At 51.0% G+C, this 20,866-nt stretch carries 16 protein-coding genes; 14 read left to right on the top strand and 2 right to left on the bottom strand.

Annotation, left to right across the window (positions count from 1 at the left end):
- The first annotated feature begins 4 nt into the window (after window positions 1–4).
- From ACQY33_RS03035 to ACQY33_RS03060, 6 genes are all read left to right on the top strand, one after another.
- On the top strand, window positions 5–3,184 hold the full coding sequence (locus tag ACQY33_RS03035; RefSeq protein ID WP_428073810.1) for an efflux RND transporter permease subunit: 3,180 nt from the start codon (window positions 5–7) through the stop codon (window positions 3,182–3,184).
- Window positions 3,181–4,596: an efflux transporter outer membrane subunit gene (locus ACQY33_RS03040; protein WP_428073812.1), complete on the top strand. Its 1,416-nt coding sequence runs from the start codon at window positions 3,181–3,183 to the stop codon at window positions 4,594–4,596. The genes ACQY33_RS03035 and ACQY33_RS03040 overlap by 4 nt, the downstream gene beginning before the upstream one ends.
- Before the next feature lie 66 nt (window positions 4,597–4,662).
- A complete protein-coding gene (locus tag ACQY33_RS03045) occupies window positions 4,663–5,541 on the top strand; it encodes an ankyrin repeat domain-containing protein (RefSeq protein ID WP_428073814.1) in 879 nt (292 codons plus the stop codon).
- Window positions 5,542–5,609: 68 nt separating this feature from the next.
- Entirely contained in the window at window positions 5,610–7,001 is a 1,392-nt protein-coding gene (gene purB, locus ACQY33_RS03050; protein WP_428073816.1) for an adenylosuccinate lyase, read from the top strand.
- Window positions 6,998–8,014 carry an adenylosuccinate synthetase gene (locus tag ACQY33_RS03055; RefSeq protein ID WP_428073818.1) on the top strand — a complete coding sequence of 339 codons (1,017 nt, stop codon included), beginning with the start codon at window positions 6,998–7,000 and terminating at the stop codon, window positions 8,012–8,014. The genes purB and ACQY33_RS03055 overlap by 4 nt, the downstream gene beginning before the upstream one ends.
- Before the next feature lie 119 nt (window positions 8,015–8,133).
- The gene (locus ACQY33_RS03060) at window positions 8,134–8,757 is read left to right on the top strand and encodes an HAD family hydrolase (protein WP_428073820.1); all 624 of its coding nucleotides are present in this window, start codon (window positions 8,134–8,136) and stop codon (window positions 8,755–8,757) included.
- Window positions 8,758–8,816: 59 nt separating this feature from the next.
- Here ACQY33_RS03060 and ACQY33_RS03065 read toward each other — a convergent pair whose 3' ends face one another.
- Window positions 8,817–10,112 (bottom strand): hemolysin family protein, encoded by a 1,296-nt coding sequence (locus ACQY33_RS03065; protein WP_428073822.1) that lies wholly within the window; start codon window positions 10,110–10,112, stop codon window positions 8,817–8,819.
- A gap of 145 nt (window positions 10,113–10,257) precedes the next feature.
- Between ACQY33_RS03065 and ACQY33_RS03070 the strand changes: the two genes are divergently transcribed.
- The 6 genes from ACQY33_RS03070 (at window position 10,258) to ACQY33_RS03095 (ending at window position 16,636) form a co-directional block, all read left to right on the top strand.
- Window positions 10,258–12,759, top strand: coding sequence for a heavy metal translocating P-type ATPase (locus ACQY33_RS03070; protein ID WP_428073824.1), 2,502 nt, complete (start codon window positions 10,258–10,260; stop codon window positions 12,757–12,759).
- A gap of 8 nt (window positions 12,760–12,767) precedes the next feature.
- Complete coding sequence (locus ACQY33_RS03075) at window positions 12,768–13,037, top strand: metal-sensing transcriptional repressor (RefSeq protein ID WP_428073826.1); 270 nt, start codon at window positions 12,768–12,770, stop codon at window positions 13,035–13,037.
- Between the two features lie 32 nt (window positions 13,038–13,069).
- Window positions 13,070–14,140 (top strand): FAD-binding protein, encoded by a 1,071-nt coding sequence (locus ACQY33_RS03080; protein ID WP_428073828.1) that lies wholly within the window; start codon window positions 13,070–13,072, stop codon window positions 14,138–14,140.
- A 116-nt stretch (window positions 14,141–14,256) separates the two neighbouring features.
- Window positions 14,257–14,742, top strand: a complete 486-nt coding sequence (locus ACQY33_RS03085) for a sigma-70 family RNA polymerase sigma factor (RefSeq protein WP_428073830.1) — start codon at window positions 14,257–14,259, stop codon at window positions 14,740–14,742.
- A complete protein-coding gene (locus tag ACQY33_RS03090; protein ID WP_428073832.1) occupies window positions 14,739–15,218 on the top strand; it encodes a hypothetical protein in 480 nt (159 codons plus the stop codon). Before ACQY33_RS03085 ends, ACQY33_RS03090 begins: the two co-directional genes overlap by 4 nt.
- 5 nt (window positions 15,219–15,223) lie before the next feature.
- The gene (locus tag ACQY33_RS03095; protein ID WP_428073834.1) at window positions 15,224–16,636 is read left to right on the top strand and encodes a hypothetical protein; all 1,413 of its coding nucleotides are present in this window, start codon (window positions 15,224–15,226) and stop codon (window positions 16,634–16,636) included.
- Window positions 16,637–16,715: 79 nt separating this feature from the next.
- Here the strand turns inward: ACQY33_RS03095 and ACQY33_RS03100 are convergent, their stop codons facing one another.
- Window positions 16,716–17,924: a phosphopentomutase gene (locus ACQY33_RS03100; protein WP_428073836.1), complete on the bottom strand. Its 1,209-nt coding sequence runs from the start codon at window positions 17,922–17,924 to the stop codon at window positions 16,716–16,718.
- Between the two features lie 129 nt (window positions 17,925–18,053).
- Here ACQY33_RS03100 and ACQY33_RS03105 point away from each other — a divergent pair, with 129 nt between their 5' ends.
- Entirely contained in the window at window positions 18,054–18,560 is a 507-nt protein-coding gene (locus ACQY33_RS03105) for a hypothetical protein (protein WP_428073838.1), read from the top strand.
- Between the two features lie 8 nt (window positions 18,561–18,568).
- Window positions 18,569–20,803 (top strand): EAL domain-containing protein, encoded by a 2,235-nt coding sequence (locus ACQY33_RS03110; RefSeq protein ID WP_428073839.1) that lies wholly within the window; start codon window positions 18,569–18,571, stop codon window positions 20,801–20,803.
- The last annotated feature ends 63 nt before the right edge of the window (window positions 20,804–20,866 follow it).

The raw sequence follows: 20,866 nt of genomic DNA on the forward strand, positions 1-20,866 counted from the left end.
AGCCATGTTCTCAAAATTTTTTATTAACCGGCCGATATTTTCCACGGTCATTTCGCTTCTTATCGTATTGTTCGGGGTGGTGTCTATCACTATGCTGCCCATTGAGCAATACCCCAATTTAACGCCTCCCACTATTCAGGTCTCGGCCACTTATCCCGGGGCCAGCCCGGAGGTAATTGCCGAAACGGTGGCCGCCCCCATTGAACAGCAGGTAAACGGCGTGGAGGACATGCTGTACATGAACTCCACCTCCGCCTCTAACGGGGACATGAACCTGATTGTTACCTTTAAAGTAGGTACCGACCCGGACCAGGCCATGATTAACGTAAACAACCGCGTACAGGGCGCCACGGCTTCCTTGCCGGAAGAGGTGCGCCGCTACGGTATTACGGTGGATAAAAAGTCCTCTTCCATTTTGCAGTTTATCGCTTTTTATTCTCCCAGCGGTTTAACGGATACCACCACCATCGGCAACTACGCCTTAATCAATATTGTGGATGATTTAAAACGTATTGAAGGCGTGGGCGACGCCATGGTCATGGCCGCTAACGACTATTCTATACGTATTTGGATTAAGCCGGACGTGTTGTCCCAGCGGGGGCTGTCCGTCAGTGATTTAATTGCCGCCGTACAAGCCCAAAACGTGCAGCGCGCCGCCGGTAAAATCGGTCAGCCGCCGTTGCCGCAGTCGGTGGACCGGATGTACTCTATCATCGCGCCCGGCCGTTTTACCAAGCCGGAAGAATTTGGCGAGATTATTTTGCGCGCCAATGCGGACGGAACCTCCCTGCGCTTAAAAGACGTAGCCCGCATAGAGCTGGGCAGCCAAAACTATGAATTTAACGGCAACTTAAACGGCAAGCCGGCTGTGCCGGTGGGGGTGTATTTGTCCCCCGGCGCCAACGCGGTGGCTACGGCCAAAGCGGTGGACGCGCGTTTAAAAGAACTGGCGGCGAACTTTCCGCCGGATTTGGATATTGACTATAAAGTAGCTTACGACACCACGCTGTTTGTAACCGCCTCCATTAAAGAAGTAATCCACACCTTAATTGAAGCCATGATTTTGGTGTTCTTGGTGGTGTATTTGTTCTTAAAAGACTGGCGGGCTACGCTAATCCCCTGTTTGGCGGTGCCGGTATCTGTTATCGGGGCGTTTGCGGGGATGATGTTGTTTGGTTTCTCCATTAATACGCTTACGCTGTTTGGGTTGGTGTTGGCTATCGGCATTGTGGTGGACGACGCCATTGTAGTGATTGAAAACGTGGAACGCATTATGCGCACCGAACACCTGCCCGTTAAAGAAGCCACCATTAAAGCCATGGACGAAGTATCCGGCCCGGTGGTGGCCATTGTGCTGGTGCTGTGTTCCGTGTTTGTGCCGGTGGCGTTCATGGGCGGTTTAACCGGGGTAATGTACCAGCAGTTTGCCATTACCATCGCGGTGTCTGTGGTGATTTCCGGCCTGGTGGCGCTTACGCTTACGCCGGCTTTGTGCGCGCTTCTGTTGCGCCACCGCGAAGAACCTACCCACGGTTTCTTTTATCAGTTTGACCGTTTCTTTGAAAAATTAACCAATAAATATACCGGTGCGGTGGCTTTCTTTATCCGCCGCATACCGGTGGCGCTGGTTTGTATTGTGCTGTTATTTGCCGGGGCGCTGGGCTTGTTTAAAATTGTGCCCAGCAGTTTGCTGCCGGACGAGGACCAGGGCATGGTGATGGTGGCGACTCAGTTGGATCCTGCCGCTTCCCTTACTCAAAGCCAGCAAGTAGCCAGCGAGTTGGAAAAATTAATTCAGTCCCAGCCCAGCGTGGCGGACGAGTTGACCTTTTCCGGCTTTGATATGCTTAGCAGCACGCAAAAAAGCAATGGCATAGCTTCTTTTATCCGCTTAAAACCGTGGGATGAACGCAAGACGGAAGCTTTGTCTTCTTTTGGTTTGGTGGGAACTATTTTTAAACTTTCCCAAACCAAAATACCGGACGCGTTGGTCATGCCGTTTAACCCGCCCGCCATTACGGGTATGAGTACCACCGGCGGTTTGGAAGGTTATATTCAAAACCGCGGCTCCGGCGGCAGCAAAGAACTGGAAGCCCAAACCAATGCTTTCTTGGAGGCAATCAAAAAACTCCCTCAGATTGCTAGCGCAAGCACTACGTTCTCTTCCGCCGTTCCGCAGTATCAGATGACGGTGGACGAAATCAAAGCGCAGAGCATGGGCGTTTCTTTAAGCGAGCTTTATACCACCATCCAAGGTACTTTCGGTACAGCCTATGTAAATGACTTCACTTATTCCGGCCGCAGCTTTAAAGTAATGATGCAGGCCGAGGGCGAATACCGCGCCCGCCCGGAACAAATAGCCGGCATTTACGTGCGCTCCAGTTCCGGTTCCATGGTGCCGCTGTCTTCCTTGGTAACGCTTACGCCCACGTTGGGGCCGGATATGGTGGAACGCTTTAACGTGTTCCCCGCGGCCAAAATTATCGCCACGCCCGCCGCCGGATACAGCAGCGGCGACGCGATTGAAGCGCTTGAAAAAACCGCCAAAGAGGTGTTGGACCCCAGCTTTACATTGGCTTGGACCGGCACCACTTACCAAGAAAAACTTTCCGGTTCTTCTTCCGCTTCCGCCTTGTTATTAGGCATGCTGGTGGTGTTTTTGATTTTAGCCGCCCAGTATGAAAAATGGAGCCTGCCCATTGCCGTATTATTGGCGGTTCCGTTTGCCATTTTCGGCGCTTTGGCCGGCACGTTCGCGCGCGGTTTATCCAACGATATTTATTTCCAAATCGCTTTGGTGGCGCTGGTGGGCTTGGCGGCAAAGAACGCTATTTTGATTGTGGAATTTGCCGTGCTGCTTAAAGAGCAAGGCTTAGACGCGGCCAAAGCCGCCGTACAGGCGGCCCAGCTTCGCTTCCGCCCGATTGTGATGACTTCTTTGGCCTTTATCTTAGGCTGCGTGCCGCTGGCTATCAGTTCCGGCGCGGGCGCGGCCAGCCGCCACGCCATTGGTACGGCTGTGGTATTTGGTATGTTGGCGGCTACGTTGATTGCTCCGTTATTTGTTCCGTTATTCTTTGTGTTGTTGGGTGGTAAAAGCGCCGCAAGAACGGAAACCGGGGCTGAAATGAATTTGGAACAAAAACCGGCGCAGCAGGCGTCCGGCCAGGAGGAACAAGCATGAAATTAAAACAATTTGCGCTTTTATTTGCGGGCGCTTTGTTTGCGGGGGGCTGTATGCTGGGGCCCAATTACAAAAAACCGGAAACCCAACTTCCCGCCGCTTCGCAGGAAGATTTCAGCATTTTTACCACCACCAAATGGTGGGAAGTGTTTGAAGACCCCGTGTTAAACAAAATGGAAGATGAAGCCTTGGCTTATAATAAAGACTTGCAATTAGCCATTGCCCGTGTGGACGAAGCCCGCGCCAATGTGGGCCTTGCCACGGCGGACCAGCTCCCTTCCCTCAGCGCCGTGGGGGAAACCGGCCGCGCCGGCAATGCGCAGGGCTCGGGCCAAACCCAAAGCACCGCCAACGCCGTGGTGTCTTTTGAGTTGGATTTATGGGGCAAATACCGCCGCTTGAGCGAGGCGGCCCGCGCGCAGCTTCTATCCAGCGAAGCCAACCGCGATACGGTGCGTTTGGCTTTAACCGCGGATGTGGCGCGCAATTATTTTACTTTGCGCTCGTTGGATGAACAGCTTGCCATTGCCACCCGCACGCTGGAAGCCCGCAAAGAAAACGTGCGTATTTATGAAAGCCGCTACAAAAACGGCTATTGCACGGAAGTGGATTTAAAACGCGTGCAGGCCAGTATGTCTTCCGTAGAGGCGCAGCAGCGGGAGTTAACGCTTAAAATAGCCCAAACGGAAACGGCGTTGTCCGTGCTTTTGGGCAGAAGCCCGCGCGCCATCGCGCAGGACGGCGTGGAAAGAGGCAAAAAACTTTCCGCCATTACGCTTATTCCCAATGTGCCGGAGGGCCTTCCTTCTGATTTATTAACCCGCCGGCCGGACGTACGCCAGGCGGAGGGGCAGTTAATCGCCGCCAATGCCAATATCGGCGCGGCGCGCGCGGCGTATTTCCCGTCTATTCCGTTAACGGCTTCCGCCGGGTATGCCAGCGGGGCGTTAAATGAGTTGTTTGCCGGCGGTTCTTCTGGCGTGTGGAATTTGGCGGCCGGGGTAACGGCTCCCATCTTTGAGGGCGGAAAAATCCGTTCCCAAAACAAAGCGGCCGAGGCCCAATACCGCCAGATGCTGGCTGCGTATGAAAAAACGGTGCAGGGAGCGTTTAAAGAAGCGTTGGACGCGCTCTCCGCCAACCGCATTAACCGGGAAGTGTTTGACTCTTACAAAGAACAAACCCAAGCCATGCAGCGCAGCTATGATTTAACTAAAAAGCAGGAAGCGGCCGGGCTGATTGGCGTTACGGATTTATTGGATGTGGAAAGCAATTTGCTTTCTGCTGAAATGAGTCTTTCCACCGCCCGCTTAAACGAGCTCAACGCCGTGGTCACTTTGTGCCAGGCGTTAGGAGGCGGCTGGACGGAGCAGGACGGGTTTGCTCAAACGCAAACTGCTGCGGCGGAGTAATTGGTTTTTTATCCGTATACCTGGGGGAAAGCGTATTTCCCCCGGGTATTTTTATACAATAAAGATATGTTTAAAAAGAAAAATTTGAAAAAGATGGTTTGGGGTCTTGCGCTGTTGGCGGCGGCGGGGCTGGTTTGTTTCGGCGTTTTGCGCGCCTGCCAGCGCAGCTGGCTTTTAAAAGGGGTGGAAGAAGATAACCCGGCGCTTATTGCAAAAGCGCTTAAATGGGGGTTTCCGAAAGACGCCATGGCCCAGCCGGGTTTGCCGGTTTTATCCAAAGCGGTATTATTAGGGCATTCAAAGGCGGCGCGCGCGTTGGTGGAGCAAGGGGTCAATTTACAAGCTAGAACAACGGAAAAAATTCCATCTTCCGCTAAGGAAGACGCGCCGGTCATTGCGGTGGGAACGAGTCCTTTGGGAGTGGCTGCTTTTGTTTGTTATTTGCCCGGCAGCCAGGAAACGGCCCGTTTGCTGTTGGAAAACGGCCTCAGCCCCGATGATCTAGTGGACGGGGTTTCCCTGGCGGAAGTAGTGGCGGAGGGGGGAGAAACTTATCTGGAACAGCCGAATTGTTGGGAAGTTCTCCGCTCTTTTCTGGAAGCGGGTTTGGATGTAAACTCCACCCAAGGGGAAGAACTTTTTATGGATGTGATGAGCGGGGCTCCTTTATGGGTGCGTTTGATTTCCCCGCATATCCCGGCGGAGTTAATTGAAAGCGCGGTGGCTGTGCCGGATGTAAATTTAAACGCCCAAAGCAAAGGGGGAATTTCCGGCTTAATGCAGGCGGCCCTTTTAAACCGGTCCGATATTGCCGAGGTGCTTTTAAAGGCTGGGGCGGATCCCAATTTAGCGGCGCCCAAGGGGTTTACCGCGTTGGAAATCAGCAAAAGGCAGAAATATTCTCAAGTAGAAAAAGTTTTGCGCGCCCATGGCGCCGTTAAATAATAAAACCCCCGCTTAAGCGGGGGTTTTTGCTTACAGGTCCCCAATACGAATTTGGTAAAATATAAATAATGAAAGAAAACATTCTCTGCCCGTTAGACGGGCGTTATGCCCATAAAGTAAGCACCTTGGCCCGGTACATGGGGGAGGACTCCTTGGCATTTGCCCGCGTACGTACGGAGTGCGCTTGGCTGGAGGAAATTCTTTCTTTGCGTTTGCCCGGTGTGCCCGCGCCGGTTAAAGCGCAGTTAAAAATTTTACAACAAATACCTTGTTTAAGCGAAAAGGATTTGGCCGCTTTGCAAGAATATGAATTTTCCGGCCGTAACGGCCGCCCGGCCACCAATCATGACGTGAAAGCGGTGGAATATTTTATCCAAGAAAAGCTATCCGCCGCCGCACTTAAAAAATACACCCCTTGGATACACTTTGCCCTTACCAGCGAAGACATAAACAGCGTGTCTTACGCGATGCTGTTGTCTGACGGGTTAGAAAAAGGATTGCTTCCCGCGCTTGAAAATTTACGCCGTTCTTTGGCGGCTTTAGCGCGCAAAGAAGCCAAAAGCGTGCTTTTGGCCCGCACGCATGGGCAGCCTGCCGTGCCTACCACTTTTGGCAAAGAAGTGCGCGTATTTGAAAGCCGCCTGGCCCGCCAGCTGGAGCAGTTAAGGAAAACCCGTATTTCCTGCAAATTCAGCGGCGCGGTAGGATGCTATAACGCCCATATGGCGGCATTTGCGCGGATAGACTGGCCCCGCGCCGCGCGGCGTTTGGTGGATAAACTCAACAAAGGACGCAAAATAAAACTTTTTTTAAGCCCGCTTTCCACCCAAATAGACAACCGGGATTCTTATGCGGAGCTGTTTGATAATCTGCGCCGGGTGAACGTCATTTTGCTGGGGCTCTGCCAAGATTTCTGGCGTTATATCAGCGACGGCCTGTTAAAACAAAACGCCCGGCCCGGGGAAGTGGGTTCTTCCACCATGCCGCAAAAAATAAACCCGATTGATTTTGAAAATGCGGAAGGCAACTTGCAGCTTTGCAACGCACTGCTGAGTTTCTTTTCGCAAAAACTGCCACTTTCCCGTTTGCAAAGGGACTTGTCGGACTCTACGGTTCTTCGTAATATGGGGATGGCGTTTGGGTATGCGTTGGCGGCTTATGATTCTTTAGTAAAAGGAATAAACAAAGTTTCTTTTAACCGCCAGGCCGCGCGGGAGCAACTGGCTGCCCATCCGGAGGTATTAGCCGAGGGCCTGCAAACTATTTTGCGCGCGGCGGGGATACCTGACGCTTATGAAAAAGTAAAAGCGTTTAGCCGGGGGCGCTCCTTTAACAAACAGGATTTGCAGGATTTTATTAATGAGTTGGATGTAGATGCACAAACCAAAGAGCGTTTGCGCGCGTTAACCGTATTTTCTTATGTGGGGTTGGCGCCGCGCCAAGCCGGAGGCAAATTATGATAGACATCGTATGCGGCGGTCAAGCCGGAGACGAAGGAAAAGGAAAAATTTCCGCCTATTTATCTTATAAAGGCAATTACAGCTATTGTGTGCGCGTGGGCGGCCCAAACGCCGGGCATACCGTGGTGTGCAACGGGAAATCTTATACGTTAAAAAATATTCCGTCCGGGTTTTTAAATCCCAATACCAAACTGGTTTTGGGGGCGGGCGCTTATACAAAAACCGAATGGCTTTTAAAAGAAGTGGAACTTACCGGCACGCGCGACCGGTTGATTATTGACCCGCTTGCCGTATTGATTAGCGACGAGGAAACCTCCGCCGAGAAGAACGCCTCCCATTTTATGCAGCATATCGGCAGTGTGGGCACCGGCTTAGGCCAGGCGGTGAAACACCGCATTGAACGGCGGGAAGTGAAATTTGCCAAAGACGAGCCTTTGCTGAAAGATTTTATCCAGGACGTTCCTTCCCTGCTTAACGGCGCGTTGGATAAAGGGGAAGATATTTTGCTGGAAGGAACCCAGGGGATAAAACTGTCTTTGTTGCATGGGGAATACCCGTTTGTCACTTCACGCGACACTACGGCCTCCACTTTCTTGGGGGAGGCCGGCTTGGGCCCCAAAAGCGTGCGGGACGTATACGTGGTTTTTAAACCGTATGTTACGCGCGTAGGCCCCGGCCCGCTGGACCATGAACTTACCGATGAAAAACAGCTGGAAGTTTATCATACCAAAGGGCATGAGATAGGCAGCGTCAGCAAACGTCTGCGCCGCATTGGCGCGTTTGAAGAACGTTCCGCCGCGCGTGCTATTATGATTAACAACTGTACCAAAATCGCCATTACGCATATTGATATGTTTGCGGGAAATGACCAAATAAAATCCTACGAAGATTTTACCCCGCAGGCCAAAGAGTTTTTAGAGGGCTTAAAAGAGCTGGCAAAACAAACATATCCGCACCCGCAGCTGGCTTTGATTTCCACCGGGCCGGATATGGAGGACACCTTGGTTTTATAGCGTAAAAATGCCAGGTTAACCGCCTGGCGTTTTTATAAAAAGCAGGTATAAAATCCCATTGAAAATGCGGCAAGCTAAAGTTATAATAAAGACGAAGGGACAACTTGTCAGGGGGAAACATGAAGAATATCGTGTTTGATTTTGGAGGCGTACTGATTGATTGGAACCCGCGGTATTTATACCGTAAGATTTTTTCTTCCACACAAGAAATGGAATGGTTTTTAAACAATATTTGCACCTTGGAATGGAACGCCCGCCAAGACGCGGGGCGCAGTTTCTCCGAAGGAATTGCGGAGCTGAAAGCCAAATATCCGCGCTACTCCGCCCAAATTGACGACTATTATCTGCGCTGGGAGGAAATGCTGGGCGGCCTGATTAAAGGCAGCGTTGAAATCATGAAAGAACTCTATGACCAAGGGTATAAAATTTACGGTTTAACCAACTGGTCCGCCGAAACCATTTCATTGGCTAAGGAAAGATACAATTTCTTCCCGCTGTTTTCCGGGGTGGTTATTTCCGGAGAGGAAAAAACCATTAAGCCGGATTTGGCGTTATATAAAATTTTGTTGGAGCGTTACCAGTTAAACCCGGCGGAAACGTTGTTTATTGACGATAAGACGGAAAACACCATCGCAGCCGCCAAAGTGGGCATGAAAACCATTGATTTTCACTCCCCACAGCAGCTTAGGCAGGAGTTAATCAAAAAAGGGATTCTGTCCGCTAGCAAGCTGGTTTGTATTTAATTTTGCCAACTAAGCTTAATAAAAACCCCGGGCTTTTGCCCGGGGTTTTTTACTGCAAGTTAAATATTTCCTTTTGTTACCATGGCTTCCATCAACCGGTGGCGGCGGAATTTGCGCGGGTCCACGCATAGGCCGTCCGCGGAGATTTTGTCTTCTTTGGCAACCGGGCGCCCCAATTTTTGTTCAGCCCATTTTTCCAAAGAAACTTTTGCCATTTCCGCCGGTACGGGCAGGTTCAGCGCGGCGTAAATATCCGTGATGTTTGCCGCCGCGCTGGCTACTACGCCGTCCCCAAACGGGCGGATATAGGCGGCAAAAAAGTCATACTCGTCTTCAATCTCCCCCACCATTTCTTCAAAAATGTCTTCCAAGGTGACAATGCCGGTTATTTTCCCTTTTTCCGTTACCAGGCAAATATGCTGGTGGGTTTTTATCATTTTATCCAAGGCGGCGGAAATAATAGTGTCCGCTTCTAAGCTGACAATCGGGCGCATGATGGAACGTGCCGTGGTGGGCTTGCCGGCGGAAAGTTTGGTGGCTTGGAAAATGTCCTTAAAGTTTAAATACCCGATAATGCTTTGCAAGTTGTCTTTTTGGTCACACACGGGGAAGCGGGTGTGCATGTCCATATGGGCTTTTAAATAGGTGTCTGCGATAGAGTCGTTTGCGTACAGCACATATACTTGGTCTATGGGTACTTGTATTTCCCGTATTTTACGCACGTAAAAAAGCGCGCTGGAAAGCATAATCTTTTCTTCCGCTTTGCCAAATAAACGGGAAGAAGAGGCGATAGACACCGCGGTGCGCAAATCCGCCAGGGCGGCTTGTTGGGCTTCTTTGGGGTCTGTTTCCTGCTTAAAAGATTTTTGTGTAGTCAGTTTTACCAAAGACTCCATAATGCGCACGATGGGAAAAAGCACCGAGTACATCAGGCGCATAACGGGGGAAAATTTAAGCACCACCCACTCTTTGTTTTTAATGGCAAAGGTTTTGGGGGTAAGTTCCGCAAATACAATGGTAATAAAGCTTAGCGGCAGTACCACCACGGCGACGGACAGCATATCCGCCAGCCGTTTGGGCAGGGCGAACCATTCCTGCAGCTTGGGGGAAAAAGCTTCATCGGCGCTTGCCCCGCCGGAAGCGGCCGCCACCGCGCCCACTAATGTAATGCCAATTTGTACAACAGCCAGGCTGCCTTCCATATGGTCTTTCATAAACAGCGCGTTTTCCGCGCCGGGTTTCTTTTCCTGTGCCAAAATAGACAGCTTGGTGCGGGAAACAGAGGCCAAGGCCATTTCGTAAGCGGCCAACAGTGCGTTTAGCACTAACATCAGTATGATAATAAGTATAGTCATAGACGAGTAATAGTCTAGCAAAAAAGAACAAATCTAACAAATGAAAGAAATGTTTTTGGGCTTGTTTATTGCTTGGGAAAAAAGCAAACTGCTAAATGATATATAATAATGATATACCCCCCAGGGGTGGGGTATTTGGAGGAATATGCCGCAATTTGTTTTTAAAGTATCAGGCATGAGCTGCGCCGCCTGTTCCGCCCATGTGGAAAAAGCCGCTTCAAGCGCGCCGGGCGTTAAAACGGCAGCGGTTAATTTACTGCAAAATACGCTGCGTGTAGAGACGGACGACGCCTTTAACGCGCAGCGTTTAAAAGACGCTGTGGAACAGGCCGGTTACACGCTGATTATCTTGCCGGAACAACCCGTTCCCGCAGGAAAGGAAAAGCCCTCCTCTTCCTCGGAAAGCGAGGAGCGGGCTTTGCGTTTGCGCTTGCGATATTCCCTTTTGTTTTTGTTTCCCCTTTTTTATATTGCCATGGGGCATATGTTTTCGTTGCCTTTGCCTGCCGTTTTAACGCAAAACCCGGGCGTGTTTGCTTTAACGCAAGGGCTGTTGCTGGTTCCTATTCTTTTTATTAATCGGGTAATATTTATTAGTGGTTTTAAATCTTTGTTGCGCGGCGTACCGAATATGAACAGTCTGATTGCCGTGGGCGCGGGTGCGGCGGCGGCGTCCGGCTTGTGGACGTTATACCGCGTGCTGATCCTGATGCAAGATGCGCCAAACTGGGCGCCCGCTTTTGAGGCGTTGCACGGCCTGTATTTTGAATCCGCCGGTATGATTTTAACGCTGATTACGCTGGGAAAATATTTGGAAACGCGCGCCAAACGCAAAACTTCCGGCGCCATTGAGCAACTGCTTCAGCTCGCCCCACCCAAGGCCTTGCGGGTGGAACAAGACGTAGAGCGGGAAATAGACTCCGCCGATATTCAACCGGGGGACATTTTAGCCGTGAGAGCGGGCATGGCTGTGGCGGCGGACGGCATTATCCTCAGCGGGCGTGGCGCGTTGGATGAATCCGCCTTAACGGGGGAAAGTTTGCCTGTGGATAAAGAAGCCGGGGCGCTGGTGCGCGCGGGCACGATAAACCGGGCGGGGTATTTTCGTTTTCAAGTAACCCATGCCGGAAAGCAGACGCTTCTTTCCCAAATCATACGGCTGGTGGAAGAGGCTTCCTCCTCCAAAGCGCCCATTGGCAGACTGGCCGATAAAGTAAGCGGGGTTTTTGTGCCGGTGGTGATTGGTTTGTCGGTGGTAACGGCTGCCGGGTGGCTGCTGGCCGGTTACGGCTGGGGCTGGGCGATAGGGTGCGCCGTGGCGGTGTTGGTGATTTCCTGCCCGTGCGCGCTGGGGTTGGCTACGCCTACCGCCGTAATGGTGGGGACAGGCACCGGGGCCCGCAACGGGATTTTATTTAAATCGGCCGAAGTATTGGAAACCGCCCGCTTGGCGGATACGGTGGTTTTTGACAAAACCGGCACGCTTACCCAAGGCAAGCCGGAAGTAACCGATTTCCTGCTGGCGGACGGCATGGCGGAACGGGATTTTTGGAATTACGCCGTTTGGGCGGAGAGCCCGTCCGAACATCCGCTTTCGCGCGCCGTACTGCGCGCCCAACAGGCGCAGGGAATTGCCCCGCAGCTTGCGCAGGAGTTTGAAACCCTGCCGGGGGCGGGCATTTGCGCCCGCGTAAACGGGAAACAAATTATCGCCGGAAATGAAAGGCTGATGCGCCGGTGCCGTGTGGTTATTGTTTCTTCTTTCGCTCAGCAGGCCCAAGCTTGGGCCAAACAGGGCAAAACGGTGCTGTTTTTTGCTTTTGACGGACAACTGGCCGGTATACTGGCGTTGGCGGATTCGTTAAACCCGTCCGCGCGGGAGAGCGTTTGCCAATTGCGCCAAATGGGCCTAAACGTAGTACTCCTAACGGGGGATAATGAATCCGCCGCCCGTTTTATAGGAAGACAGCTGGGAATTACAACCATTATTGCCGGCGTGTTTCCGCAGGACAAAGAAGCGCAAATACGCCGTTTGCAAAAGAGCGGAAAAGTAATTATGGTGGGGGACGGCATCAACGACGCCCCCGCCCTGGCGCGGGCCGATGTGGGCGTGGCCGTGGGCTCGGGGACTGATATCGCGTTGGAAACGTCTGACGTGGTGCTTGTAAAAAATGATTTAACCGGCGTAGCGGCTGCCGTGCGCCTTTCTCGCGCGGTGATAAGCAATATTAAGCAAAACCTGTTTTGGGCGTTTATTTATAACGTATGCGGCATACCGCTGGCGGCGGGAGTTTTTTATCATTGGCTGGGGTGGAAATTAAACCCCATGTTTGCGGCGGCGTGTATGAGTTTAAGTTCTGTTTTCGTGGTTACTAATGCTTTGCGGCTTAGGTATTTTAAGCCGTATAAAATTAAAAAAGGAAAGGAGGATACCCCTCTTATGGTACAGGTATTAACGGTGGAAGGCATGATGTGCGCCCATTGCGCCGGCCGCGTGCAAGGCGCGCTGCAGGCGGTGGCCGGCGTAAAAAAAGTACAGGTGAATTTAACCGCTAAAGAAGTAACGGTGGAGGGGGAAAATCTTTCCCCGCAGGCGTTGCTCGGCGCGGTGGAACAGGCCGGATATCAGGTAAAAAATATCCGTTAGGAGAAATTATGCAGGCAGACCATAAAAAAATTACGCGTTTGTTAAAAACCGCCCGCGGACAGGTGGAAGGCGTACTTAAAATGGTGGAGGAGGACCGCTACTGCATTGATATCGTCAACCAGCTGTTGGCGGCCCAAGCCGTTTTGCGCCGCGCCCATTGTGAGGTGCTTCGCGCCCATTTGGGGCATTGCGTGGCGGGGGCCTTTGGCTCCGGCGGGAAAGAAGCCCGCCAAAAAGCGGCCGAGATGGTGGATATAATTGATAAAATATCCAAATAATATTACTTTATCGGCGGGACAGTCAAAATAAAATGCCAAAAGATTCCCTTTTTGATGTGGTCATTGTTGGGTTGGGGCCGGCCGGCAGTACGCTGGCGCGGCTGTTGCCCGGCAAAAAAGTATTATGTTTGGATAAAAAAACTTTTCAGCCCGGCGGCTTTGCAAAACCCTGCGGCGGCCTGTTGGCGCCGGACGCGCAAAAAACGCTGGCCCGATTTGATTTAACTTTGCCCAAATCTATTTTAGTGGACCCGCAGCTTTTTGCCGTGCGCACGCTGGATTTGGCAACCGGCCTGTGCCGCCATTACCAGCGTTTTTACGTGAATATGGACCGCCAACAGTTTGACCGCTGGCTGATGTCTCTTATCCCCGCGCACGTACAGGTGCAAACGGGGGTGCAGGAGGTCCGTTTGGAGCGGCGGCCGGACGGCTTGTTTTGCGTGTCTTATACGCGGGACGGGCAAACCCATACGGTTTGCGCCAAACGCGTTGTAGGGGCGGACGGGGCCGATTCCATCGTGCGCCGCACGTTTTTCCCGCATCATAAAATACGCAGTTACGTTGCCTTGCAGCAATGGTTTAAAGAAACGCATAAAAGTCCGTTTTATTCCTGTATTTTTGACCCGGCCCAAACCGATTGTTACTCCTGGTCCGTATCCAAAGACGGGTATTTTATTTTTGGCGGGGCGTATCCCGCGGCTAACTGCCGCGAACGTTTTGAAGCCCAAAAGCGGGCGCTTGAAAATTACGGTTTTAAGTTTGGAGAAGTTTATAAAACCGAAGCCTGCCGCGTGCTTCGCCCGGCCGGTTGGCGGGAGTTTTGCCTGGGCCAAGACGGCGTTTTTTTAATTGGGGAGGCGGCGGGGTTCATCAGCCCCAGCAGCTTGGAAGGCCTGTCCAGCGCCATGCTAAGCGCCTTGCGTTTGGCCTTTGCAATGGGAGAAAACCCTTCCCCGAAGGAACACCGCCGCTACGCGCGCGCCACGTTTTTACTGCGGCTGAAATTATGGTTTAAACTGCTTAAATGCCCGTTTATGTACTGGCCGTTATTGCGCAAATGGGTAATGAAAAGCGGGCTGGAAAGCATTTCCATTATCCGTTAAAAGGTTTTTGTAAAGGGAAACCTTCCTTCTATGCGCCGCCTGCCAGCGGCGTTTGTTTTGGAAGGAAATTTTGTGATACTTTTTGTACTTATGCATAGTATGAGTAGGAAGACGTTATGAATTTTGCCTCTTTATACCAAGAATTTTTTAAGCCTGTGTTTGCTTATATTTTGTGCCGCGTGGGCCAGCGTGCGCTGGCGGAGGATTTGGCCGCCTGCGCTTGGCGCAAAGCGTATGAAAAAATGGCTTTGTTTGACTCGCAAAAAGGTACGTTTCGCCAATGGATATTTACCATTGCCCGTAACGAAATTAATATGTATTACCGTTTGTATTACGTGCGTAAATTTTTATCTTTAACCGGGTTTGAGGAAAATGCCTTTTTGTCTCCTTCGCAAGAAGACGCTTTACAGCAAGAGGACACACGGGCTTTGCTTAACGCCATGTCCATATTAAACCGGAAAGAAAGAGATTTGGTTGCCTTAAAGTTTTATTCCGGCATGAACAACCGGGAAATTGCCCGCCAAACCGGGCTGAGTGAAAGCAATGTGGGTACCATTTTGCACCGCAGTATCGCCAAGCTGCGCAAGGAGATGAATGTATGAACAGGCAGGAAGATTTTTTAAATACGTATTCCCGGTTGGATTTTGACGCGTCCGGCGCGGCGCAGGAACGTGTTTGGCAGCGCATACACACCCCCGCTGTTAAAAGACCTCTTTGGCGTACGGCGGCCGCCTGGGGGGTTTGCGCGCTGTTTTTTGCGGCGGGTATGGGCGCTTCGGCCGTGTTTTCCGCCCGCGCCGTGCGTGCCCCGTATGGGGGCAATTTCTCCTCTTCCGGGCAAACCCCGGGACAGGAAGCCGTTTGGGTATGCGTGCTGGACAGAGAGAATTCTCACCCCTCCGGCTGCCATTGTTGGAAACACCGCGCGGTGGGCGGCGTTCCCGCGCAGGAAATGGTTTTCCCGCTGGAAAGCGGTTCTTTGTCCCATTGCCGCCAAACGCCGCCGCACGCGCAAAAATGCGAGGGAGGGACGTATCCGTCCGCTCCGTCTTTTTATGACTTTTGTGAGGAATGTTAAAAACTATGATTAAAAAATGTGTTTTTCTGGTCGGTTTATTGCTGGTTTTGTTTTTACCGGTTTTTGCCCAAGGGCAAACGGCGGCTGCCCCCCAAGTACGGGTGGTGTATTTTGGCTCTCCTTATTGTTTGCATTGCCGTCACATGGAAAAAGAATTTTTGGACGGGTTTTTGCGCCGCAACGCTTTCCGCATAGAATTTGTACGGGTAGACGTGACAAAATATAATTTGGCTTTCCTGCACGCCATGCGGGAATATGGCATAGAGCGCGGCGGCACGCCTGCCATGGTAATAGGGGAAGAATTTTTAATGGGGTATCCGTCAGAAATTAAAGACCGGGCGGATTTGGCGGTTTCCAAAGCGTTAATGAACAAAGAAAACACCCGGGTGCAAATTCCCGCGGAACTGCTTGCTGAAGGGGAGGAGCAAGCAAAAACAAATCTTTTTGGAAAAGAAAACCCCGCCCCGGCCAATACAGGCGTTTCTCAGCCTAAAGAGCCGTCCGTTCCCTCCGTAAAACAGCAGAAAGCCCAATCCCCGGCGAAAGAAACAGACGGCCTAACTAAATCCGGCTTACCGCTCAGCCCAACCGCAAAAGAAGAGGTTTCCCAAAAAACCGCTTCGCCCGCTGCTGCGCAAGAGCCCGAACTGACCGAAACCCAGCCCACCCACCGGGACGTTTTTAACCAACTTACTTTTTGGATGATTGCCGGCGCGGGGCTGGTGGACGGGATTAACCCGTGCGCCTTTGCGGTGATTGTGTTTTTTATTTCTTTTCTTTCCGTTTATAAATACGAAAAGCGGGAAATTATTGCCGTAGGCTCGGCCTATTGCGCGGCTGTTTTTATTGCATATGTGCTGCTTGGGCTGGGTGCGTTTAAATTTTTATACGCCATGCAGGGTTTTTACTATGTGATGTGGGGTCTTAAAATGATAACGGTTCTTTTATGCGCGGCCTTCTTGTTGTTAAGCGCGTATGACTGCTGGCATTACTGCCGCACCAAAGACGCTTCCGGCATTATTTTACAGCTGCCGGTTAAGTACAAAACCTTTATTCATAAAGTAATGCACGCTTTTTTAAAAGACCGCAATAAAAGCGTTTGGCGGCTGGGCGCGGCGGCTTTGATAGTGGGGTTTGTGGTGTCTTTGGTGGAGGCGGTTTGCACGGGGCAGGTTTATTTGCCCACCATTGTGGTGGTGCTGAAAGAAGCCGGGGATAATTTTTGGCGCGCGGCGGAATTTTTGCTGATATACAATTTGATGTTTATTGTGCCATTGGTACTGGTGTTTATGTTAGCCTTGGCGGGGTATGAGTCCGCCACGTTTAGCGGGTGGCTTAAAAAACATTTGGGCTTGGCCAAACTATTGTTATGCGGGGTGTTTGCGGCGCTTTTGGTGTTATTGTTGAGAAATTGGTAAATGTTCCCAACCAAAAACCCCGGGGTTCCCCGGGGTTTTTGGTTGTTTTTAAAGCGGCCCGCCCGGGGCGGGGAGTTTGTTACTCGTGCAGAAAACTCTTTCCAAACGGCAGCGGCGCAAGCCCAAAAAATTCTGCGGCGGTTTGTCCTAAGTCCGCGTATGTTTCGCGCGCGCCTATATTTTTGGAGGTTACCTGCGGGCCAAATAAAATAGCGGGTACGTGCTCGCGGGTGTGGTCGGTTCCTTGGTAAGTGGGATCGCACCCGTGGTCCGCCGTGATAAACGCAATGTCCTGCGGGCCCATTAGGGCGGCCAGCTCCGGCAGGCGCTGGTCAAAATATTCCAGCCCTTGGGCGTAGCCTTCCGTATCGCGCCGGTGGCCCCAAGTCATATCAAAATCTACAAAATTGGTAAATACCAAGCTGCCGGGTTGGGCTTCTTTAAAGGCTTGCAGGGTGGCGTTCCACAATTCTTCCAGCCCGCTGGCTTTTATGGCCCGGGTAATGCCTTGCTTGGCAAAAATATCGGCAATTTTACCTACGGATATTACTTCTCCTCCAGCATTTTTTAGCGCATCCAACAGGGTGGGGTTTGGCGGAGTGACGGAATAATCATGGCGGTTTTTGGTGCGTTTAAACGTGGCGGGTGCGTCCCCTTCAAAAGGGCGCGCAATCACGCGGGCGATATTATAGGGTTTAACGTGCTTAAAAGCAATTTCACACACTTTGTATAAACGCTCCAGACCAAAATGTTTTTCATGCGCGGCGATTTGAAAGACGCTGTCCGCCGAAGTATAGCAAATGGGTTTGCCTGTTTTTATGTGCTCCAGGCCCAATTCTTCAATAATGGCGGTGCCGGAGGCGGCTTTGTTTCCTAAAATGCCGGGCAGGCCGGCTTCTTGGCAGATTTTATCCACCAGTTCCTGCGGGAAAGAAGGATACTGCGGCGGAAAGTAACCCCAGTCAAACTGTACGGGGCAGCCCGCCATTTCCCAATGGCCGGAGGAAGTGTCTTTCCCGCGGCTGATTTCTTTCATAAAACCGTATTTGGAAGGCATCTGTATGCGGGCGGGGGACTGCGGGCCGGTTTGCGGTTTACTCCCGCAAGAGTCTTCTGCCGCCTGCAGCAGGCCCAAAGCGGTTAAGTTGGGGATATTTAATTTTTTGCGGGTTTGGGCAATGTGTCCCAGGGTGTTGGCGCCTTCATCGTTAAATTGGGCGGCGTCTTCCGCCCCGCCTATACCAAAAGAGTCCATCATTAAAATGACCGCTTTGCCTGTTTTATTCATAAGATGTCTCCTAAAAAACTTTCTTTTATTATACTCTTTGTGCTCGGTTTTGGGTAGACGGCTAATGTGTTATTGCTTTTGAAAATGCCGCTCATAAAATGATACTATGGGCTCAATAGGAGATTGTATATGAATAAAGCGTATCAGAATATGAGGGGTTTTTGGCTGGATGTGAAAAATTTGGAAAACAGAAAAGGCGTTATGGAGCTAGGGCCGGATAAAATATCCATTGCCGGGGTGGAAATGCCCGTTCAAGACGGGCAGGAAGTAAAATATTTGTTAATTGCCACCAACTCGTTGGGGGACAGCAGCCTGTATTTTGAAAACAACAGCAAAAGCGGTTTGGGCGGAATTATTGGCGGGCATGGCAATGAAAAACTGCAAGAAATTGCCGCCCGTATGCTGGCCCACGCCAGCAAGCTGACGGATAAAATGGAAAAATCCACCCAACTTCCCGCCGCGCAGCCCGGCAGTGTTACGCTATTTGCCGTGGCTAAAGACCAGCTGTTTTATAAAGAACTTCCCGAAGCGCAAGCGCGTGATACGCAAAACCCGTTTTACCCCATGTTTGCCTACTCCCAGCAGCTGGTGGGGGCTTTCCGCGCGCAGGGACAGGATAACCCGGGGCATTGTTAGGGGGAAAAATGAAATTTAAAGAACTGAAAAACGAATATCCGTTTTTGTTTCCGTTTTTGGCGGTAACGGGTTTTTTGGCTGTTTTGGCTTTAATGAGCTTGCTGTATGTGGGCCGGCTCCAGCGCACGCTGGAGAGTGAGGTCCGTTCCAGCCTGGAAGAAGTAGCCCGCCAGGGAGTGAAAATTTTACAGACACAAATTGAGGGGGATGAGGATTCTCTCAAATCCATGGCCACGGCTATTTCCGGGTATACTTCTTTAAATAAAGAAGAAATGATGGATTTGCTGAATGCGGCAACGAAAAACAATGCTTTTAAACGCATGGCTTTTATCCGTCCGAATGGATACGCCGTATTTAATGACGGGTCTGTCATGGACGCCTCTTCCCAGCCGGCCTTTGTGCAAGCCATGCAGGGCAAGGCCGCCCTGTCCCAGCGCCGCAAAGATTCTACGGACGGTAAAGAAATTATTGTGCAGGCGGTACCCGTTTTTAAAGACGGAGAAGTAAAAGGCGTTTTGGCTTCTACCCGCTCCATTGCCTCGTATACGGATATCTTATCCGTATACAGTTTTGGCGGACAGGGATACAATGTAATTGTTCGTTCCAACGGGGATAAGGTCATTAACGCCAATCATGAAACAGCCATTGAAAATTTTACCAATATCTTTGCGGATCGTGATAACCTTACCTGGCATACCCAAGAAGACGTTTCTAAAATGAAAGAGGATATGCGGGCCGGACGTACCGGGAGTCTGTTGTTCACCACACGCAAAGGAGGGCGCATGTACGCCAGCTATGTGCCGGTGGGCATAAATGACTGGTATATGGTTTCCTTGGTACCTGAGAAAGTGCTTTTGGTGAAAACCGCCCGTTTGGTGTGGCTGACGCTTGCGTTTATGGCGGCGGGGCTGGGTTTAATTGCTTTGTTGTTGTACTATATTTTGGCGGTGCAGAAATCCAACCGCTTTGCCTTGGAGCGCGCAACGTATGAAGACCCCATTACCGGACTGCCTAATTGGAATAAAATGCAGCAAGTGATGGCTTCTTTATTAAAAGCCAACCCGCAGCAGGCTTATGCTTTTGTAACGCTGGATGTGGACCGTTTTAAAATTATTTCCAATATTTACGGCCCGGGCAGCGGGGATGAATTGCTAAAACATATTTCCCAAATACTGTCCAGCCATATAAAAGAGGGGGAGGAATTCTCCCGCATGGAAACGGACCGCTTCCAACTGTTGTTAAAGTATCAGGACGAGCAATCCCTTCGCAACCGGCTGGAATTGATAAATGAGGAGATAGTGTCCACCCCCGGTAAAAAAACGCCTTCTTTGCGTTTGCTTCTTTCTTTTGGCGTATACCTTATTAAAGACAAGCAAATGCCCGTAGAAGAAATGGTAAACCGTTCTTTTTTGGCGCGCCGCAGCGTAAAATACAGCGTGGAGGCGGTTGCCTTTTTTAACGAGGATATGCTCGCCCAGGCCAATCTGGAAAAACGGCTGGAAAATGATATGGAAGGGGCCTTTTCCCGCGGTGAGTTTAAGCTTATGCTTATGCCGGTGCGGGATTTGGAATCCGGCCGCATCGTGCGCGCGGCCGCGCGGGTGCTTTGGCGGCACCCGGCGCTGGGGGATTTGCACGGGCACACCTTTCGCCCTATTTTTGAGAGGAACGGTTTTGCCCGCAGAATAGATATGTTTGTGGTGGAAGAACTGTTTAAACTTATTAAAACGCTGCGGGCCCGGGGCAGGCAAGAGGGGCCTTTTTCGGTAACTTTATCTCCGCTGCATATATATAATCCGTATTTCGCCGCCGCGTTGAAAAAGCTGGCTGACAGTTATCAAGTAAACCCGGCGGATTTGGAATTGGATCTTTCCCAAAATTCCTTGGAGCATAATATCGCAGGCTTGATTGATTTGGGCACCCGCCTGCAAAAAGAAGGTTTTGTGATTGGGGTAAGCCGTTTTGGGGAAGGGCTTTCCGCCATTCAATTTTTGGCCAAGGTAAAAGCCCAATGGCTTAAAGTGCAGGTAGTGGCGGTGCCGGACTCCCAAGATTTAGAACGCATGAAACAAATGTTTGATTCTTTTAAATATTTGGCTTCCGCTTTGGGTGCCGAGCTTGAGTTTGACGGAGTGACCACTTCCAAACAGGCAGAGTTCTTAAAACAAAACGGCATACGTTTTGTTTCCGGCTCTTTATGGGGAGACCCGCTTCCTGCGGAGGAATTTCTAAAAAGCCTTTAATAACCCCCCGCTTTGAAAGCGGGGGTTTTTTATTTAAAAAGATGGGTCTAAAAAACGGTTAAG

It is taken from the genome of Candidatus Avelusimicrobium aviculae, from assembly GCF_949292495.1.
Classification (GTDB): Bacteria; Elusimicrobiota; Elusimicrobia; order Elusimicrobiales; family Elusimicrobiaceae; genus Avelusimicrobium; species Avelusimicrobium aviculae.

Bases quoted from the DNA above. Each gene is read 5' to 3' on its own strand.
- ACQY33_RS03035 (WP_428073810.1), top strand. From the start codon at position 5: ATGTTCTCAAAATTTTTTATTAACCGGCCGATATTTTCCACGGTCATT.
- ACQY33_RS03040 (WP_428073812.1), top strand. From the start codon at position 3,181: ATGAAATTAAAACAATTTGCGCTTTTATTTGCGGGCGCTTTGTTTGCG.
- ACQY33_RS03045 (WP_428073814.1), top strand. From the start codon at position 4,663: ATGTTTAAAAAGAAAAATTTGAAAAAGATGGTTTGGGGTCTTGCGCTG.
- purB (WP_428073816.1), top strand. From the start codon at position 5,610: ATGAAAGAAAACATTCTCTGCCCGTTAGACGGGCGTTATGCCCATAAA.
- ACQY33_RS03055 (WP_428073818.1), top strand. From the start codon at position 6,998: ATGATAGACATCGTATGCGGCGGTCAAGCCGGAGACGAAGGAAAAGGA.
- ACQY33_RS03060 (WP_428073820.1), top strand. From the start codon at position 8,134: ATGAAGAATATCGTGTTTGATTTTGGAGGCGTACTGATTGATTGGAAC.
- ACQY33_RS03065 (WP_428073822.1), bottom strand. From the start codon at position 10,112: ATGACTATACTTATTATCATACTGATGTTAGTGCTAAACGCACTGTTG.
- ACQY33_RS03070 (WP_428073824.1), top strand. From the start codon at position 10,258: ATGCCGCAATTTGTTTTTAAAGTATCAGGCATGAGCTGCGCCGCCTGT.
- ACQY33_RS03075 (WP_428073826.1), top strand. From the start codon at position 12,768: ATGCAGGCAGACCATAAAAAAATTACGCGTTTGTTAAAAACCGCCCGC.
- ACQY33_RS03080 (WP_428073828.1), top strand. From the start codon at position 13,070: ATGCCAAAAGATTCCCTTTTTGATGTGGTCATTGTTGGGTTGGGGCCG.
- ACQY33_RS03085 (WP_428073830.1), top strand. From the start codon at position 14,257: ATGAATTTTGCCTCTTTATACCAAGAATTTTTTAAGCCTGTGTTTGCT.
- ACQY33_RS03090 (WP_428073832.1), top strand. From the start codon at position 14,739: ATGAACAGGCAGGAAGATTTTTTAAATACGTATTCCCGGTTGGATTTT.
- ACQY33_RS03095 (WP_428073834.1), top strand. From the start codon at position 15,224: ATGATTAAAAAATGTGTTTTTCTGGTCGGTTTATTGCTGGTTTTGTTT.
- ACQY33_RS03100 (WP_428073836.1), bottom strand. From the start codon at position 17,924: ATGAATAAAACAGGCAAAGCGGTCATTTTAATGATGGACTCTTTTGGT.
- ACQY33_RS03105 (WP_428073838.1), top strand. From the start codon at position 18,054: ATGAATAAAGCGTATCAGAATATGAGGGGTTTTTGGCTGGATGTGAAA.
- ACQY33_RS03110 (WP_428073839.1), top strand. From the start codon at position 18,569: ATGAAATTTAAAGAACTGAAAAACGAATATCCGTTTTTGTTTCCGTTT.